A 17,741-nucleotide genomic window follows, 5' to 3' on the forward strand; every position below is an offset into this window, starting at 1 on the left:
AGCATGAGGTACGCGTTCGTCGGGCTCGGGCACCGCGCGCAGATGTACGTCGACGCGCTGCTCGGGGAGTGGCGCGACGCCGGCACCATCGTCGCCCTGTGCGACGTGAACCGAACCCGCATGGACTACTACGCCGAGCGGATCGGTCATGAGGTGCCACGCTTCGCGCCCGCGGAGTTCGGCAAGGCGCTCGAGCTCGCCGACGCGGTCATCGTCACCACCGTCGACGCCACGCACGCCACGTACGTGTGCGCGGCGCTCGACGCCGGGCGGGACGTCATCGTGGAGAAGCCGCTCACGATCGACGCCGACGGTTGCGCGGCCATCGCCGCGGCCGCCGAGCGCAGCTCCGGCAAGCTGATCGTAACCTTCAACTACCGTTACTCGCCGCGCAACTCCGCCGTGCGCCGTCTGCTGATGGAGGGCGCGATCGGCGAGGTGACCTCGGTGCACTTCGAGTGGATGCTGGACACCATCCACGGCGCCGACTACTTCCGCCGCTGGCACCGCGGCCGGGCCAACTCCGGCGGGCTGCTGGTGCACAAGTCCACCCACCACTTCGACCTGATGAACTGGTGGCTCGGCTCGGCGCCGGAGATGGTCTTCGCGCAGACCGGGCTGCGTTTCTACGGCGCCGACAACGCCAGGAAGCGCGGTCTGGGCGAGCGTCCGGAGCGGGCCCAGGGCGCGCCGGGTCTGGGCACGGACCCGTACCTGCTGGACATCTCCAAGGACGAGCGGCTGCGGCGCCTCTACCTGGAGGCCGAGCACGAGGACGGCTACGTCCGCGACCAGGACGTCTTCGGCGAGGGCATCGACATCGACGACAACATGTCGGTGATGGTCCGCTACGCCAACCGCGCCGTCATGACCTACTCCCTGCACGCCCACTCCCCGTGGGAGGGCTACCGGGTGGCCTTCAACGGCACGGCCGGGCGGCTGGAGCTGGACGTGGTGGAGCGGGAGTGGACGCCCCAGCACGCCGCCATCGACCCGAGCGCGGCCGCCAAGGAGCACGCGACCGGCTCCTCGGAGCGGCTCACGCTGCGCCGGCACTGGAGCGAGCCGGAGGAGGTGCCCATCGAGACCGGGGCCGGCGGGCACGGCGGCGGCGACCGGCTGCTGCTGAACGACGTCTTCCGCGGCCCCGACGGCGACCCGCTGGCCCGCCAGGCCGGCTACCGCGACGGCATCCGTAGCGTGCTGACCGGCCACGCGGCCAACGTCTCCGCCCGTACCGGGGCTCCCGTGCACCTCACGGACGGCGGTACGCGTGTTCGCTGAGCTGGAAGGGGTCGCGCGCACGCAGCTCGGCCTCTATCCCAGCCTGCCGGGGCCGGAGCTGGCCGCGGCGGCGCGCGAGGCCGCCGGGGTGCTCGACCTCGTGGCGGCCGACGTGCGGGTCGAGCGCACCTGGACCGCGGACGGCCTGGACGGCGAGGAGCTGTCGTGGTCGGTGGGCTTCGGGCCGCGCACCCGCGCGTACCTGCTCAAGCCGGCGGGCGCGAATGGCCCGCTGCCCGGCGTGGTGGCGCTGCACTGCCACGCGGGGATGAAATGGGCCGGCAAGGAGAAGATCGCGGACGGGCCCGAGGGGCCGTCGCCCGAGGTGCGGCGGCTGCGGGAGGAGATCTACGGCGGGCGCGCCTTCGCCGGCGAGCTGGCCCGGCGCGGGTTCGCGGTGCTGGCCCACGACGTGTTCGTGTGGGGCAGCCGCCGCTTCCCGCTGGACGTCCCGGACGGGCCGCTCAGCGAGGCCGACCGCTACGACCGGGCCGCCAGGGAGCACGAGCACGTCGTGGCCAAGCACTGCGCCGCGCTCGGCACCTCGTTCACCGGCGTCGTGGCGGGCGAGGACCTCGCGGCGGCGGCCTACCTGCGCTCGCGTCCCGACGTGAGCGTGGTCGGCTGCGCGGGCCTGTCGGGCGGCGGGCTGAGGGCCGCGCTGCTCGGCGCGTTCGACCCCGGCATCAGAGCGGTCGTGATCGCCGCGATGATGTCCTGCTTCCGGGACATGCTCGGCGGGCACGTCGAGAAGCACACCTGGATGTTGTGGCCGCCCGGCCTGCCGCGGCTGGGCGACTACCCCGACCTGGCGGCCGCGCGCGCCCCCCGGCCGCTCATGGTCCAGTACGCCATGCGCGACGAGCTCTTCCCCGAGGACGGCATGCGCCGCGCCCACACCATCATCGGCGACCGGTACGCGCAGGCTCCAGAGGCCTACGCGGCGGTCTTCGCCGACGTGCCGCACAGCTTCGACGTGCCCATGCAGGAGCGGGCCTTCGACTGGCTGGGCGAGCACCTGAAGGGCTGACCGCCGCCCGTTCCTGCCACGGGCGGCGGTCGTCCGCTCAGTTCCCCTGCTTCCAGGTGGCGATCAGCTTGTCGTAGTCGACCGTCTCCGGCTTGCCGCGCTCGTCGGCCAGTTTCGGCGCGGGCGCGCCCGGCTGGTCGAACCAGTACTGGGCGGGGCGCTCCTGGTTGAGCTTGGGCGCGCACTGGCCGCCGTACCCCTGCCGCTCGCGCGACAGGCGCTCCAGGCGGGCCAGGATGTCGTCCTGCTGCTTGGCCAGGTTGTCCATCGACTGCTGCGGCGTGGTCTCACCGGTCACGGCGGTGGCCACGTTCTGCCACCACAGCTGCGCCAGCTTCGGGTAGTCGGGCACGTTCGTGCCGGTCGGCGTCCACTGCACGCGGGCCGGCGAGCCGTAGAACTCGATCAGGCCGCCGTACTTCTCGGCGTTGTCGGCGAAGTAGTCGCTCTTGATGTCCGACTCGCGGATGAAGGTCAGGCCGGTGATCGACTTCTTCAGCGAGACCGTCTTCGACGTGACGAACTGCGCGTACAGCCAGGCCGCGGCCCTGCGGTCCTGCGGGGTGTTCTTCAGCAGCGTCCACGAGCCGGCGTCCTGGTAGCCCAGCTTGTTGCCGTCCTTCCAGTACGCGCCGTGCGGGCTCGGCGCGATGCGCCACTTGGGCGTGCCGTCGCCGTTGACGACCGGCAGCCCCTCCTTGGTCATGTCGGCGGTGAACGAGGTGTACCAGAAGATCTGCTGGGCGACGGCGCCCTGGGCGGGGACGGGGCCCGCCTCGCTGAAGTTCATGCCCGCGGCTTCCCTGGGCGCGTACTTCTTCAGCCAGTCCACGTACTTGGTGAGCGCGTAGACCGCGGCCGGGCCGTTGGTGTCGCCGCCGCGGGTCACCGAGGAGCCGACCGGGCGGCAGTTCTCCACCCTGATGCCCCAGTCGTCCACCGGCAGGCCGTTGGGGATGCCGGGGTCGCCGTTGCCCGCCATGGACAGCCAGGCGTCGGTGAAGCGCCAGCCAAGCGACGGGTCCTTGCGGCCGTAGTCCATGTGGCCGTAGACCTTCTTGCCGTCGATGGTGCCGTCGCCGTTGACCTTGGTGGTGAAGAACTCGGCGATGTCCTCGTAGGCCGCCCAGTTGACCGGGACGCCGAGGTCGTAGCCGTACGCGGCCTTGAACTGCTTCTTGATCTCCGGATCGGTGAACCAGTCGTAGCGGAACCAGTAGAGGTTCGCGAACTGCTGGTCGGGGAGCTGGTAGATCTTCTTGTCCGGGCCGGTGGTGAAGCTGATCCCGATGAAGTCGTCCAGGTCGAGCGTGGGGGAGGTGACGTTCTTGCCCTCGCCGGCCATGTAGTCCGACAGCGGCACCACGTAGTCGCCGCGCGAGTGGGTGCCGATCAGGTCGGAGTCGTTGACGTAGGCGTCGTAGATGTTCTGGTCGCCCTGGATCTGCGTCTGCAGCTTCTCGACGACGTCGCCCTCCTGGATCAGGTCGTGCTTGATCCTGATCCCGGTGATCTCGGCGAACGCCTTGGCGAGCTGCTGCGACTCGTACTCGTGCGTGGTGATGGTCTCGGAGACCACGTTGATCTGCATGCCCCGGTACGGCGCCGCGGCCTTGATGAACCAGTCCATCTCCGCGAGCTGCTGCTCCTTGGACAGCGTGCTCGGGGTGAACTGCTCCGTCACCCATCTCTGGGCCGCGGCCCTGCCGTCGGCCTCCTTGAAGTCGCTGGTGGGCTTGTCCGCGCCCTGGGTGCAGCCTGCCGCTAACAGGACGAGCACTGTCAGACCTGCGGCCGCGGACCTGCCTGCCCGATGCCTCATCGTTCCGCTCCTCTTCTGTCGGCCTCACATGCCTGTCAGCCCCGAATACCTGTCAGCCCCACCTGCCGATCACGAGCGCCACCAGCAGCGCGCAGCCGAGCGCGAGCCACATGGACAGGTCGGTGACGGCGATCCAGCCGGCCAGGACGACGGCCGCGCTGATCAACCCGATGTAGAGCCGGTCGCCCCGGTCGGTCTCGATCCGCAGGAAGCCCCGCCTGGCCACGGGAGGGGAGATCCGGCCCCAGACCGCCATCGCGGCCAGCAGCACGACCAGCCCGGCGAACACCAGGGCGGTGGGGACGGTCCAGACCATCCAGTCGAGCACGGCTAGACCCTTCCCAGGGCGAAGCCCTTGGCGATGTAGTTGCGCACGAACCAGATCACGATCGCGCCGGGCACGATCGTCAGCACTCCCGCCGCCGCGAGCAGGCCCCAGTCCACACCCGCCGCGCTCACCGTCCGCGTCATCGTCGCGGCGATCGGCTTCGCGTTCACCGAGGTGATCGTCCTGGCGATCAACAGCTCGACCCAGCTGAACATGAAGCAGAAGAACGCGGTCACGCCGATCGCGGACCGGATCATCGGCAGAAATATCCTGACGAAGAAACGCGGCAGCGAATATCCGTCGATCGCCGCGGTCTCGTCTATTTCCCGGGGAATGCCGGACATGAAGCCTTCCAGGATCCACACCGCCAGCGGCACGTTGAAGAGCATGTGCGCGATGGCCACGCCCAGATGCGTGTCGAACAGGCCGACGCTCTGATAAATCTGGAAGAACGGCAGCAGGAAAACCGCGGGCGGGGCCATGCGATTGGTCAGCAGCCAGAAGAACAGATGCTTGTCCCCGGCGAACCGGAAACGCGAGAAGGCGTAGGCCGCGGGCAACGCCACGATGAGCGACATGACCGCGTTCAACGAGGTGTAGACGATGGAGTTCAGATAGCTCGAATACCACGAGGAGTCGGTGAAGAAGGTGACGTAGTTGTCGAACGTCACGCGCTGCGGGACGAGCGAGAAGCTGCCGAGGATGTCCTCGTTCGGGCGGATCGACATGCCGAACATCCACAGCAGCGGCAGCATGAGCGTGGCCACGTAGAGCCAGAAGACCGTGCGCGCCCAGGGCAGCCGCCGGCCGGTGGTCCTGGTCATGGTCCTCACCTCCCCGACCTGGTGAGCACGGTGAAGAAGACGTAACAGAGGATCTGCACGAGCAGGAAGTAGAGCAGCGAGAACGCCGCCGCCGGGCCCACGTCGAACTGGCCGACCGCGATCTTCGACAGGAGGATGCTGAGGAACGAGGTCGCGTTGCCCGGCCCGCCGCCGGTCACCACGAACGGCTCGGTGTAGATCATGAAGCTGTCCATGAACCGGAGCAGGACCGCGATCGTCAGCACGCCGCGCAGCCTGGGCAGCTGGATGTGCCGGAACGTGGCCCACGCCGAGGCGGCGTCGATCTGCGCGGCCTGGAAGTACGGCTCGGGGATCGAGCGCAGCCCCGCGTACGCCAGCAGCGCCACCAGCGGCGTCCAGTGCCACACGTCCATGAGCAGGACCGTGATCCAGGCGTCCGTGGAGTCCAGCGTGTAGTTGAAGTTGACGCCCAGCACGTTGTTGATCGTCCAGCCGCCGAGCCCGATGTCGCCGCGGGCGAAGATCTGCCAGATCGTGCCCACCACGTTCCACGGGATGAGCAGCGGCAACGCGACCAGCACCAGCGCCACCGACACCCCCAGGCCGCGGCGCGGCATCACCACCGCCAGCGCCACGCCCAGCGGGATCTCCAGCAGCAGCACCTGCGCCGAGAACAGCAGTGTGCGCACCAGCGCCGCGCGCACCTCGGGGTCCCTGGAGATCGAGCGGAACCACTCCAGGCCGACGAAGACCCGGTCGACCGGGCTGAAGACGTCCTGCACCGAGAAGTTGACCACGGTCATCAGCGGGATCACCGCCGTGAACGCCACCGACACGACGACCGGCAGGACCAGCCACCAGGCCCGGTTGTCCTTGCGCTTCAGCGCGGGACGCGGCTCGTCCGCCTGGACGGCGCCGGTGCTCTGCTCGCTCACTCCTCGCCCCTTCCGTTCAGGGGTGCGAGCGAGCCGCACCTGACCTGGTCCCTGAACAGGAACGTGCGCTCGGCGGGGAAGTGCAGGAACGCGAGCGCGCCCGGCTCGTGGGACGAGCCGGCCTCCGTCTTGGCGATCATCTGATGCTCGCCGACCCTGGTGTGGACCAGGTCGTACGCGCCCATCCGGTCGGTACCCGTCACCCGGGCCGGCACCCCGGGGGAGGTACGTTCGCCGGCGATCCGGACGAACTCCGGGCGCACCCCGATCCGCACCGGGCCAGGAGGCAGGTCGCCCTTGACCGCGCCCGCCGTGCTCTTGCCGACGCGGACGATGTCGCCGGTCACCTCGGCGGGCAGCATGTTCATGCCGGGGGAGCCGATGAAGTGGCCCACGAACTCGTGCGCCGGAGACAGGAACAGCTCCGCCGGCTCGCCCGTCTGCACGATCGCGCCGTCGTTGAGCACCACCACCTCGTCGGCGAACGTCAGCGCCTCCGTCTGGTCGTGCGTGACGTAGACCAGCGTGTGGCCGGTGTCGCGGTGGATCTCCTTCAGCTTGCTGCGCAGCGTCCACTTCAGCGCCGGATCCACCACGGTGAGCGGCTCGTCCAGCAGGACCGCGGCCACCTCGGGGCGCACCAGGCCGCGGCCCAGGCTGACGATCTGCTGCCGGCCCGGGTCGAGCCGTCGCGAGCGGCGGCGCAGCACCTCGTCCAGGCCGAGCAGCGCCGACACCTGGCGGACGCGGCGGTCGATCTCCTGCCTGGGCACCTTGCGGTTGCGCAGCGGGAAGGCGAGGTTGTCGTAGACCGACATCTCCTCGTACAGGACGGGGAACTGGAAGACCTGCGCGATGTTGCGGCCCGCGGTGGGCACGCCGGTCACCTCGCGGTCGTCGAACCAGATCCGGCCGACCGTGGGGGTGAGCAGGCCGGAGATGATGTTCAGGAGTGTGGTCTTGCCGCAGCCGCTGGGGCCGAGCAGCGCGTACGCCCTGGCGCCGCGCCAGGTCCAGGTCATCGGTTTCAGCGCCCACGTCCGGCCGCCGTCGTAACTGTGGCCGACGCCCTCCAGCCGGATGTCAGCCATGCAGGTCCACCTCCGCGGCGCTGGTGCCGAGCAGCCGGCCGCCGTCCTGCTCGGCGCCCTTCTCCTCGCCCGCCTGGTCGAAGACGAAGACGTGCGCGGGGTCCACGTACGCGAGCGTGGTCTCGCCGGGGGTGAACAGCTGGGTGCCCGGCAGGTGGGCGACCAGGTGGTGGCCGTCCTGGAGGAGCAGGTGCAGGAAGGTCGCGCTGCCGGTCACCTCGGCGAGCCTGATCTCGGCCGGCAGCTCCAGCGCGGCGGGGCCGGCGGTGTCCGGGGCCCGGCCGATCGTGACCTGGTGGGGGCGTACGCCGAGGACGACCCCGTGGCCGGTGGCGTGCGCGCGGGGCGCGGGGAGTGAGGCGCCGAGCACCTCGATGCGGCCGTCGCGGACGACGCCCGGCAGCAGGTTGAGCGGGGGATCGCTGAGCGTGGCCGCCACGGCCAGCGTGGGCGGGTGGGCGTACATGTCGGCGACGTCCCCGACGTGCCGGACCCTGCCCTCGCCCAGCACCACGGTCGGCGCGGCGAACGTCAGCGCCTCGTTCGGGTCGGCGGTGGACCAGAGCACGACGCCGCCGGAATCGGCGAACATGGCCTTCAGGTCGGCGCGCAACTGCTCGCGCAGCTTGAAGTCCAGGTTGGCCAGCGGCTCGTCCAGCAGCAGCAGGTCCACGGGGCGGGCCAGGGCGCGGGCGATGGCGGTGCGCTGCTGCTGCCCGCCGGACAGCTCGGCCGGCCTGCGCCCCAGCAGCTCGGCGAGGCCCATGAGCTCGGCCACCTCGCGTACCCGGCGGTCGACGCCGTCGCGGCGGAAGCGGGAGTCGAGGCGGAGCGGGGAGGCGATGTTCTCGTAGACGGTCAGCGACGGGTAATTGATGAATTGCTGATAGACGAAGGCGACCGATCTTTTTCGCACCGATATTCCGGTGACGTCTTTTCCGTTGACCGTCACCCGGCCTGTTTCCGGGGCCAGCAAACCTGCTGCGACGCGCATCAGCGTCGTCTTTCCCGCCATCATCGGGCCGATGACGGTGGTCATTCCTGGAGCTAATTCGAGATTGACGTCGTCCAGCCAGGTCTCCCCGTGCCGGCGCACGGAGATGCCGTCGAGAATCACCGTCACGGTGCCCGGTCCTCTCTGCTTCCCTCCCTTCTAACATGACTTCAAGGTGTGCGCAAAGCTTTGTTCTGGTGCCTTTGATAGCGGAGTGACAGATGTTTTCCGTCATTGTCAAGGTCGGGAAGGGCGTGAACGGCATCGGCTATCGCCGTGGCGGCCCGCGGCCAGGTCATCGCGGTTGGTGGGGGATATTTCGCGACATGACGGCATAGGGCGGGACTGGGGGTGGTGGTCTGGTCAGCGCTCGTTGGCCAACAAGCGTTGACATCTCAGGGTGCCCCGATTACCGTCAACATGTGTTGGCCAACAGATGTTGGCCTATCCGAGGAGGAACCATGATCGCCACAGACGTGCTCGTCGTCGGCGCCGGCCCTGTGGGGCTCACCGCCGCCGTCGTCCTCACCCAGCTCGGCCACGACGTCGTCATCGTGGACGGGCAGGCCGAGGGCGCGAACACCTCCAGGGCCGCCGTCGTGCACCCGCGCACGCTGGAGCTGCTGGAGCCGTACGGGGTCAGCCAGGCCCTGGACGCGCGCGGGGTGCACACGCCGCGCTTCACCATCCGCGACCGCGACCGGCTGCTGGTGCCGGTGCCCTTCGAGGGGCTGCCGACGCGGTACCCGTACACGCTGATGATCTCCCAGGCGGACACCGAGGCGTTCCTGCTGGCCCGGCTGGAGGAGCTGGGCGGGAAGGTGCTGCGGCCGGTCCAGGTGACCGCGATCGAGCAGGACGACTCCGGCGTCACCGCCACCTTCGGCGACGGCCGCACCCTGCGCGCCTCCTACCTGGTGGGGGCCGACGGGATGCACAGCCTCGTGCGCGAGCAGTCCGGCATCGGCTTCGGCGGCGGCACGTACGCCGAGTCGTTCACCCTGGCCGACGTGCGGCTGAGCGGCGGGGTGCCGGACGGCGAGGTCATCCTGTACTTCTCGCCCGACGGCCTGGTGGTCGTCGCCCCGCTGCCCGACGGGCTGCACCGGATCGTGGCCACCATCGAGGAAGCCCCGCGCGAGCCCGACGCGGCGTTCGTACAGCGCCTGCTCGACACGCGCGGGCCCGAGGCCGAGCCCGCCGTGGTGAAGGAGGTCCTCTGGGGCTCCCGCTTCCGGGTGCACCACCGGATCGCCGACACCTACCGGCACGGCCGGGTCCTGCTCGCCGGGGACGCGGCGCACGTGCACTCGCCGGCCGGCGGGCAGGGCATGAACCTCGGCGTCGAGGACGCGGTGAAGCTGGGCGAGGCGCTGGCCGGGGTGCTGGCGGGCGGCCCCGGCTCCCTGCTCGACGCCTACGCGGGCGCGCGCCGGCCGGTGGCGGAGAAGGTCGTCGGGCTGGCGAGCCGGCTGACCTCGCTGGCCACCGCGAACGCCGCCCTGCGCCCGCTGCGCAACGCGGTGCTGCGGCTCGCCGGCCGCCTCCCCGTCGTACGCCGGCGCCTGGCCTGGCAGCTGTCCGGCCTCGACCGCCGCTGACCGCCCGACCCGACGTCACATCCCCAGACGCAATCGCTCCGAGGGAGCTCAGACGCCGGAGCATTCCTTCCCGGGGAGCCCGGTCGCCTTCGCTGGGGAGCGCGACCTACGGCAGGATCGCGTCCACGTAACCGCCGTCCACCCGCACCGCGCCGCCCGTCGTCGCGGAGGCGAGCGCCGAGCTGAGGTAGACCACCATGTTCGCGATCTCCTCGGGCTCGATCAGCCGCTGGATCAGCGACTGCGGCCGATGCAGCCGCATGAACTCCCGCTGCGCCTCCTCCCAGGGCAACTGCTCGTCCACGAGCTGGTAGACGAACTCCTCCACGCCGCCCGTGTGCGTCGGCCCCGCGATCACCGAGTTGACCGTGACCCCGCTGCCCGCCGCCTCCTTGGCGAAGCCTCTGGAGACCGCCAGCAGCGCCGTCTTCGACATGCCGTAGTGGATCATCTCGGCGGGCGTGACGATCGCCGAGTCGCTGGCGATGTATTGGATCCGGCCCCAGCCGCGCTCGCGCATCGCCGGCAGGTACGCGCGGGTCAGGCGGACCGCGGCCAGCACGTTGACCTCGAAGAAGCGGCGCCACTCGGCGTCGCTGATCTCCAGCGGCGGCTTGGCCTCGAAGATGCCCAGGTTGTTGACCAGGATGTCCACCTGCGGCAGCGTGCCCAGCACCTGCTCGCAGCCTTCGTCAGAGGAGACGTCGCCGGGAGCGGCGACCAGGTCGGCGCCCGGCCCCTCGCCCTTTAGATCGCCGGTGATCCGCTCGATCGCCGCCGTCACCGACCGCTCGCTGCGGCCGTTGATCCCCACCCGGGCTCCGGCCCTGGCCAGCCCCGTGGCGATGGCCGCCCCGATGCCCTGGGTCGAGCCGGTGACCAGCGCGGTCTTTCCGCTGAGGTCGATACGCATGCTGTCCCACCCCCTCCCGTCATTGTCCGCGATCACCTCGGGGCGGCCCGCACCGGGGGTGCGATGCGTAGGCTGGGTGGGGCGTGGAAGGGGCGTGGGTGCAGCGGATCCTGTGGCTCGTCGTGGCGGTCGCCTTCGTGGCGGGCATGGTCATCCCCCGAGACGTCGAGCCGGAGGAGGAGTGCCCGGCCCGCGACACCCGCGTCACGGCCCCCTACGCGGTGACCGGCTACTGGGTGATGCCGCGCGCCGACCTGTGCGTCACGCGGCGCATGGTCGAGGCCGTCCACGCCATCGGCGGCGACACGCTGATCACCTTCGGCCCCCGGTTAACCGCCGGTCAGGACCCCGGCTTCGACGGCTGTCTCCTCGACGGCCGGCCGTGCGCCGAGGTGCCAGGCAAGCGGATCCGCCAGGTCTACTCGTACGCGAGCAGCGAGGAGTTCGGGCCTGGCCTGCTCCGCTGCCCCGGGATCGACCGGCGGTTCGAGACCGGCGACCGGGTCGTCTACCGGCTCTCGCTGGCCGGGTCCTGCTCCGACGCCGAGCACGACCTCGTCCTGATCTCCACCGACGGCGACGGGCTCGGCCACCTGATGCGCGAGGCTAGCGCGTACGGGATGACGGTCTTCCCCGGCCTGCCCGCCGCGCCGCAGCGGGCGGCCAAGCCGTGGGAGCCCGACCTCGGCCACCTCGCCGCGCTCAACGCCTTCACCGCGCGGGTGCTGGCCGACTACGGGCGGCGGTTCGGCGGGCTGAGCGCCTTCGGCGGGATGTACCAGTCGTTCGAGCTGGCCATGCGGTCGCGGTCCGGCCGCGATCCGATCATCGAGCTGTACGCGGCCCAGCACAAGGTGGTCGCCGCCGCGTTGCCGGGGAAGAAGCTGGTGGTCAGCCCGTACATCGACGCGCGAAAGGGGCGCGGCTTCCCGCCCGCGCAGGCGGGGGAGGGGCTGGCGGACATCGCGGCGACCCGCGCCGGCCTGCCCATGGCGGTCGCCGTGCAGGACGGGCGAGGCACCGGCAAGGTGCCGGTGTACGCGCCGCATGAGGCCGGGGCCGAGGTCGCGCCCCGGCTGGTGCCGGTCGTGGGCGAGGTGAGCAACGCGGAGGCGTACCACGGCTCCACCGGCGACTACGTCGAGGCGGCGGCGCGGCGGGTGCCGGACGGGGTGGAGCTCTGGGTGAACGTGGAGGGCTTCGAACCCACGCCCGCCCCCGGGGAGTGCGGGCGGCTCGACCCGCTGCCGCCGCGCGGGCGGACCACGAAGAGCCGGCTCGACCTCCAGGTCATGGCGGCGGGGCCGCAGGCCGCGAAGGTCATCTCGTACGGGTGGGACCCGTTCTTCACCTGCCAGTCCCGCTACGACACGCCGTCGCTGGCCGACGACATCGCGGCCGGGTGGCAGCAGCCGATCATAGTGAACGCGTACCGGAAGGAGCTCGGCGGGCGGCCCGGGGTCCTCGTCGAGGGCCACAACCTGCGCGGGGGGACGCTGAGCTTCGCGGGGGTGGCGGTGCGGCAGGAGTGGTACGGACGGGGCCGGCTCGAATCGGCCTGGGCCCCCTACACGCCCGCGGCCCCCTGGACCCCGGTCACGGCCACCAACGCGGCCGGCCACTCCAGCACGAACCCATACGTGCTGCCTTAGTCACGAACCCGTACGTGCCCGCCTTGGTCGCGAACCGGCACGTGCTGCTTCACTTTCCGGTTCCGGTCAGTGCGGCGACCAGGATGTCGGCCAGCAGTGCGGCCTGACTGCCGTCCTCGTCCAGGTCGGGGTCCAGGATCGTCACCTCCAGCCCGGCGGCTCCGGGCAGCGCCAGCAGCCCGCGCAGCAGCTCGGTGAGCTGGGCGGCGTCGAGTCCGCCCGGGGTGGGGGAGTCGACGGCGGGCAGGATGGACGGGTCGAGCACGTCCGCGTCCACGTGGATCCAGAACCCGTCGAGCTCGTCACGGCCGAGCACCTGCGTGGCGCGCTCGATCGCCAGGTCGCCGCCGGGGCTTCCGGGGCTTCCGGGGACGTAGGCCAGCCCGCTGTCCGCGATGTCCCGCAGGTCCTCCTCGTCCCGTACGCCCAGCACGATCACGTCCTCGTCCCTGACGTACGGCCGCAGCCCGCCGATGTCGGTCAGGTAGTCCTCGCCCCGGCCGGTGACCAGCGCCAGATCCTCACCGGCCGCCGAGCCGACGTGCGGGGAGTTGCCCAGGTGGCGGAAGTCGGCGTGCGCGTCCAGGTACGCCAGCCCGTACCGGCCGGCTTCACGCAGCGCCAGCGCGGGGCCGAGCAGGATCGAGCAGTCGCCGCCGAGCAGAACGGGGAACCCGCCGTCCCGCCTGATGCCGCTCACCCGGTCGGCCAGGGCGCGGGCGTAGGCGGCGATGGCGGGCCCGTTGCGCACGCCGTCGCCCGGCTTCCATGTGGCCACGTAGCGGGGCGGGACGAGCGCGCCCGCGTCGTCCGCGCCGAGCCGGCGCACGAGCCCGGCGTCCCGCAGCGCCCACGGGGCCTTGTAGCACCCGGGGACGACGTCGGGGGCCGGCGGGCGCAGACCGAGGTTGGACGGGGCATCGAGGACGACCAGACGTCTGTCAGTGGTTATAGTGTTCATAGTCCTGACGCTAGCAAGAGGAGAGCGAATGCGCCAGTACGCCGAGACCGGCCTCGTGACGATCGACCTGGCCAACACATGGGACGAATACCTGGACGACCCGGAACGCCTACCGGACGTTTCCTCCCTACACCGCTTCTGCATGGAACTAGGCGTGCCGGCGCTCTCCGACCCCGTTGCCCTACCAGGCGACTCGGATCCCGACGCCGATCCTGCGGACGTGCCGGGCGTCTCTGATCCGGATGCCGACCTCGTGGGTGTGCCGGGCGACTCCGAGCCGCGCGCCGTTCCTGCGGACGTGCTGGGCGACTCCGAGCCCGATGCCGAGTCGGTGGGCACGGCGAGGGAGCCCGATCCCGGGGCCGGTCCGGTGGGCACGGCGAGGGAGTCCGTTCCCGGTGCTGGTCCGGTGAGCCCGGCGGATCTGGACGAGGTGCGGGCCGTGCGGTCGCGGTTGCGGGAGGTCCTGGACGGCGATCCGGCGCAGCGGGCGCGCGCCCTGGCGCGATGGGTGGAGGAGGCGCCGATGCGCGCGGTCGTGGCGGAGTCGGCCGGCACGCCGGTCCTGCGGCTCGCCGGCCCCCCGGCCGCCACCCTCGGTCAGCGGTTGACGGTGCGGGCGGTGACGGAACTGCTGGACCTCGCCGCGGCGGGCGACTGGGACCGGCTGCGGCTGTGCGCGGCGAGCCCCTGCCAGGACGCCTTCGTCGACAGAAGCCGCCCGGGCCGGCGCCAGTTCTGCTCGACCCGCTGCGCCAACCGCGCCCACGCCGCCGCCTCCCGGGCCCGCCACCGCTGACCGGGCAGCGCCGCCCCTGCGCGCACCCGTCCCCTGACCGCCCACGCCGCCGCTTCCCGGACCCGTCACCACTGACCGTGTGACTCCCGCACTCCCGATCACGCCGCCGGGCGGGAATTGTCGGTGCGGGCCGCTAACTTTCGATCATCACTCGATCCGAAGGAGTAGTTGGTCGATGTACCGCCAGGGCGACATCCTGCTCATGCCCATCCCCGAGGAGACCGCGCCCGTCGTGTCGCTCTCCCAGCCCAGGGACGCTCGCGGGCGGCTGGTGCTGTCCTACGGCGAGGGGACAGGCCACGCCCATGCCATCCCCGGCCCCGGCACGCTGTCCCGCGGGTTCCTGCACCTGCCGGTCGGCGGCCGGCTCGTGCACGAGGAGCACGCGGCGATCTCGCTGCCGAAGGGCTGGTACCGCGTGATCCGGCAGCCCAAGGATGTGCCGGGCCCGCACCGCGTGATGGCCGGCTGATGACGGCAACCTCACCCGGCGCCGGGCCGACGGTCACATCGCCCCGGGAGGCCCGGGAAGGGCCAGCTCGAAGACGCTCTGGGCGGTGTAGGCGGCCAGCCACCTGGCCTTGCCGCTCCTGACGTTCACCGCGTAGGTGTTCATCGTCAGGTACGGTGCGTCGATCACCGCCGGTTCGTCGTCCGGCACCTCCGAAGCCGACCTGCACCGGACGGACGTCGTGAGCACCGTCACCTCGTCCGCGCTCAACCACGTGCGCAGATAGACCTGGCTGACGTCGGAGGCCAGACCGCTGATGGCCGTGCTCTTGCGCTTCTTGCCGGTGAGCGTGTCGAGGAGCACGAGACCGCCACGGCGGCAGGGCCTCTCCCCGGTGCTGAGGTTCTCGATCGCCGCCACGGTCTTCCCGTCGGGAGCCAGCGGGCTGAAGTCGTACCGCCTCGGCAGGATGACCGACGTCGAGTTGCCTGGCGAGGTGGCCGGCCACAGGTTCGAGATCGTGCGCAGCTGCGAGCTGGGCGAGTACTCCCCGAGCGTGATCGTGGCGCCGTCCGGCGACAGGCCGATGGGCACCCAGCGGTTCGGCAGTCGGCGGACGACCCGGTCGCGCATGTCGATGAGCAGCGCGGGGTCCTTGAAGTCCGGGACCTTGCTGAAGGCCACGAACCGGCCGTCGTCCGACAACATCAGCCACGAGATGCTGCCCAGCCACTTCACCGGCACCTCCACCGGAGCGGTCGTCTTCGCGCCCGAGGCCAGGTCCCGCACCTGGAAGGTGCGTTCCTTCCGGCTGTAGTAAGCGATCTTGCTCCCGTCCCGGCTGATCGCCAGCGGGCTGTTCCGCAGACCGGTCCGGCCGGGCGCGAGGCTCGGCAGCGCCTCCCGCACGTAGTAAGCCTTGCCGCTCCTGGTGACCACCCGCCAGCCACCGTCCCGGCAGCCCTTCGGCGCCTTCCCGACGGCCGGCTCACAGAAGGTCTTGTACGCGTGGCTCAACGGTTCCACCCCGCTCGCGGGCAGGTCGTCCTTGGAGGTGGCGGGTTCGGGGGCGTGCGGCGTCAGCCGTACGGCGAGGGTCGCGCCCAGCGCGGTGACCACGACCATGGCCGCCGCGAGCAGCGAGATCGTGGTGCGCCTCCTGCGGTCGCGCTGGGCGATCGTCCGCTCGGCCAGGTCCACCTGTGGCGTGTCGTCGGCCAGATCGACGAGTACGTCCCGCAGCCAGGTCATCGGAATGCCTCCTCGGTCTCCAGCCCGGCGAGCTTCGGCGCGAGCTCGGGCGCCAGGGTGCGCAGGCGGGCCAGGGCCTGGTGCGCCTGGCTCTTCACCGTCCCGACCGAACAGTTCATGAGCTCCGCGGTCTCACGTTCGGTCCGGTCCTCGTAGTACCGCAGCACGATCACCGCCCGCTGCCGGGGTGGCAGCCGCATGAGCGCCTGGCGCATGACGAGCCGGACGACGGTCGAGTCCTCGCTCGAGTACGGCCGTTCCGGCGGGTCGGCGGTCGGGAGCTCCGTCCTGACCCGGCGCCGCCGCCACGAGATGTGCTGGTTGACCAGCGCCTTACGCGCGTACGCCTCAGGATGCTCGACGCGCGAGAGCCTCGCCCAGCGCCCGAGCACCTTGAGCAGGACGTGCTGCAGCAGATCCTCGGCCTGGTGGGCGTCCCCCGTGAGCAGGTACGCGGTACGCATCAGGGCTTGCTGATGGCCGGCGACGAACTCACGGAAGCTGTCATTGCGATCCAAGACGACTCCTCTCGCCCGTTATGGACGCCCCCGAGAAGCCGAAAGGTTTGGTCCCAGCCGAAACCGAAAGGCGTTATCCCGTCCTGGCCGGCGTCACCTGCGGCGGTAGGGATCGTCGTAGGGTTGCGACGACTGCCTGACCGCCTCCATGACGGGTCGCATGGCGGGCCCCGCGACGTAGTAGCGGCCTCGCGCCTGCCCCTCCGGTGTCAGCCAGCCGAGCCGGCACATCTCGCGGATGTCCCGCACGGCCTGTTGCGGGCTGAGGTCGGCGTCCTGCTGGTACACGGTCCGCCGTACGCGCGAGGCCCAGAAGGCGGGAAGGAGGGCGAAGACGGCCCGCTCGTCCAGCCCGTCGGTCACGGCCGCCTCCGACAGGGCGGACCAGGCCCGGCTCAGCAGATCGACCCTGCGCCTGGCCTGCTGGGCCATCAGATGGTGAGCGCGCAGGCAGAACCTGATCCACCCGTGCGCCGACCGGTGCGGGCTCCACCCCCGGCCGCCCACCTCCTGCAGAATCTGGTAGTAGGAGTACGTGTTCTGCCCCCGTCCCAGCCACTCCTCGATGGAGGAGAACTCCGGCGGCAGCAGCGCCTCCCTGGCGAACACCAGCGTGGACAGCGCCCTGGACATACGTCCGTTCCCGTCGGCCCAGGGGTGGATCATGACGAGATTCAGGTGCGCCATCGAGGCCCGGACATGGACCGGCGCGTCCAGATCGCCTTCGTTGAGCCACCGGATGAGCTCGTCCATGAGCCCGGCCACCACGCTGGGGTCGGGCCCCGTGTAGGCGGCGACGGTCGGATCGTCAACGCTCGTGATGTAGACCGGCCCCTGCCGGAGACGGCCCGGCCGTTTTCTCCTGTGCGGCTCCTGCATCATGAAGTGCAGACCGTTCAGCAGCCCGAGGTCGTAGCGGAACTCGGCACCGGCATCGTAGAGCGCCTGGATGTAGGTCATCGCCCGTTGGTAGTTCTCCAGCTCCCGCCGTGTCACGTCGCTGGTCTCCAGCGGCGCCTCCCCGGCCATCAGCGCCTCCATGTCGTCGACCGAGGCCGCATATCCCTCGATGGTGTTCGAGCCGACGATGGCCCTGGCGGTGAGGCTGCGCCGCAGCTGTTTGGTCCATTGCTCCTCCGGACGGAGGTGTATGCGCAGGTCGTGCCGCATCTCTTCGATGTCCTCGAGAACATGGAGATCGGCGGCGGTCAGCTTCGGTGTTCCGTAGAGCATAACTCGATGATACCAAGATAGTGTCATCTATGCGCGCTGCCCGCTTCGCCGATAAGCGGCAGGCGAAGCGGG

Annotated in this window: 17 protein-coding genes; 6 read left to right on the plus strand and 11 right to left on the minus strand. The window is 70.8% G+C overall.

Annotated features, from left to right (window positions below; genetic code table 11):
* Nucleotides 1–3: 3 nt before the first annotated feature.
* On the plus strand, nucleotides 4–1,284 hold the full coding sequence (locus B0I32_RS51475) for a Gfo/Idh/MocA family protein (RefSeq protein WP_106252325.1): 1,281 nt from the start codon (nucleotides 4–6) through the stop codon (nucleotides 1,282–1,284).
* On the plus strand, nucleotides 1,274–2,314 hold the full coding sequence (locus B0I32_RS51480; RefSeq protein ID WP_106252326.1) for a dienelactone hydrolase family protein: 1,041 nt from the start codon (nucleotides 1,274–1,276) through the stop codon (nucleotides 2,312–2,314). Before B0I32_RS51475 ends, B0I32_RS51480 begins: the two co-directional genes overlap by 11 nt.
* Nucleotides 2,315–2,351: 37 nt before the next feature.
* Here the strand turns inward: B0I32_RS51480 and B0I32_RS51485 are convergent, their stop codons facing one another.
* The 6 genes from B0I32_RS51485 to B0I32_RS51510 form a co-directional block, all read right to left on the minus strand.
* The gene (locus tag B0I32_RS51485; protein WP_219912445.1) at nucleotides 2,352–4,094 is read right to left on the minus strand and encodes an ABC transporter substrate-binding protein; all 1,743 of its coding nucleotides are present in this window, start codon (nucleotides 4,092–4,094) and stop codon (nucleotides 2,352–2,354) included.
* A 94-nt stretch (nucleotides 4,095–4,188) separates the two neighbouring features.
* Nucleotides 4,189–4,464 (minus strand): DUF2160 domain-containing protein, encoded by a 276-nt coding sequence (locus B0I32_RS51490; protein WP_219912446.1) that lies wholly within the window; start codon nucleotides 4,462–4,464, stop codon nucleotides 4,189–4,191.
* A gap of 2 nt (nucleotides 4,465–4,466) precedes the next feature.
* A complete protein-coding gene (locus tag B0I32_RS51495) occupies nucleotides 4,467–5,288 on the minus strand; it encodes a carbohydrate ABC transporter permease (RefSeq protein WP_219912447.1) in 822 nt (273 codons plus the stop codon).
* Nucleotides 5,289–5,293: 5 nt separating this feature from the next.
* Complete coding sequence (locus tag B0I32_RS51500; protein ID WP_219912448.1) at nucleotides 5,294–6,205, minus strand: carbohydrate ABC transporter permease; 912 nt, start codon at nucleotides 6,203–6,205, stop codon at nucleotides 5,294–5,296.
* A complete protein-coding gene (locus tag B0I32_RS51505) occupies nucleotides 6,202–7,296 on the minus strand; it encodes an ABC transporter ATP-binding protein (protein ID WP_106252330.1) in 1,095 nt (364 codons plus the stop codon). The genes B0I32_RS51500 and B0I32_RS51505 overlap by 4 nt, the downstream gene beginning before the upstream one ends.
* Nucleotides 7,289–8,419: an ABC transporter ATP-binding protein gene (locus B0I32_RS51510; RefSeq protein ID WP_106252331.1), complete on the minus strand. Its 1,131-nt coding sequence runs from the start codon at nucleotides 8,417–8,419 to the stop codon at nucleotides 7,289–7,291. The genes B0I32_RS51505 and B0I32_RS51510 overlap by 8 nt, the downstream gene beginning before the upstream one ends.
* Nucleotides 8,420–8,751: 332 nt before the next feature.
* Here B0I32_RS51510 and B0I32_RS51515 point away from each other — a divergent pair, with 332 nt between their 5' ends.
* On the plus strand, nucleotides 8,752–9,891 hold the full coding sequence (locus B0I32_RS51515; protein ID WP_106252333.1) for an FAD-dependent oxidoreductase: 1,140 nt from the start codon (nucleotides 8,752–8,754) through the stop codon (nucleotides 9,889–9,891).
* Between the two features lie 106 nt (nucleotides 9,892–9,997).
* Here the strand turns inward: B0I32_RS51515 and B0I32_RS51520 are convergent, their stop codons facing one another.
* Complete coding sequence (locus B0I32_RS51520; RefSeq protein WP_106252335.1) at nucleotides 9,998–10,804, minus strand: SDR family NAD(P)-dependent oxidoreductase; 807 nt, start codon at nucleotides 10,802–10,804, stop codon at nucleotides 9,998–10,000.
* Between the two features lie 98 nt (nucleotides 10,805–10,902).
* On the opposite strand from B0I32_RS51520, the gene B0I32_RS51525 reads away from it, so the two are divergent.
* Nucleotides 10,903–12,456: a DUF4434 domain-containing protein gene (locus B0I32_RS51525; RefSeq protein ID WP_106252336.1), complete on the plus strand. Its 1,554-nt coding sequence runs from the start codon at nucleotides 10,903–10,905 to the stop codon at nucleotides 12,454–12,456.
* Between the two features lie 49 nt (nucleotides 12,457–12,505).
* On the opposite strand, the gene B0I32_RS51530 is transcribed toward B0I32_RS51525, so the two are convergent.
* Nucleotides 12,506–13,417, minus strand: a complete 912-nt coding sequence (locus B0I32_RS51530; RefSeq protein WP_106252338.1) for an arginase family protein — start codon at nucleotides 13,415–13,417, stop codon at nucleotides 12,506–12,508.
* A gap of 28 nt (nucleotides 13,418–13,445) precedes the next feature.
* Here B0I32_RS51530 and B0I32_RS61235 point away from each other — a divergent pair, with 28 nt between their 5' ends.
* Together B0I32_RS61235 and B0I32_RS51540 are read left to right on the plus strand one after the other, a co-directional pair.
* Nucleotides 13,446–14,216 (plus strand): CGNR zinc finger domain-containing protein, encoded by a 771-nt coding sequence (locus B0I32_RS61235; RefSeq protein ID WP_219912449.1) that lies wholly within the window; start codon nucleotides 13,446–13,448, stop codon nucleotides 14,214–14,216.
* Between the two features lie 175 nt (nucleotides 14,217–14,391).
* Nucleotides 14,392–14,688: a hypothetical protein gene (locus B0I32_RS51540; RefSeq protein WP_106252340.1), complete on the plus strand. Its 297-nt coding sequence runs from the start codon at nucleotides 14,392–14,394 to the stop codon at nucleotides 14,686–14,688.
* Nucleotides 14,689–14,721: 33 nt separating this feature from the next.
* On the opposite strand, the gene B0I32_RS51545 is transcribed toward B0I32_RS51540, so the two are convergent.
* The 3 genes from B0I32_RS51545 to B0I32_RS51555 form a co-directional block, all read right to left on the minus strand.
* Nucleotides 14,722–15,918: a hypothetical protein gene (locus B0I32_RS51545; protein WP_106252342.1), complete on the minus strand. Its 1,197-nt coding sequence runs from the start codon at nucleotides 15,916–15,918 to the stop codon at nucleotides 14,722–14,724.
* Complete coding sequence (locus B0I32_RS51550) at nucleotides 15,915–16,436, minus strand: SigE family RNA polymerase sigma factor (RefSeq protein WP_106252343.1); 522 nt, start codon at nucleotides 16,434–16,436, stop codon at nucleotides 15,915–15,917. The genes B0I32_RS51545 and B0I32_RS51550 overlap by 4 nt, the downstream gene beginning before the upstream one ends.
* Before the next feature lie 93 nt (nucleotides 16,437–16,529).
* Nucleotides 16,530–17,669, minus strand: coding sequence for a Fic family protein (locus tag B0I32_RS51555; RefSeq protein WP_106252345.1), 1,140 nt, complete (start codon nucleotides 17,667–17,669; stop codon nucleotides 16,530–16,532).
* Between the last annotated feature and the right edge of the window lie 72 nt (nucleotides 17,670–17,741).

This window comes from Nonomuraea fuscirosea, from assembly GCF_003001935.1.
GTDB lineage: Bacteria > Actinomycetota > Actinomycetes > Streptosporangiales > Streptosporangiaceae > Nonomuraea > Nonomuraea fuscirosea.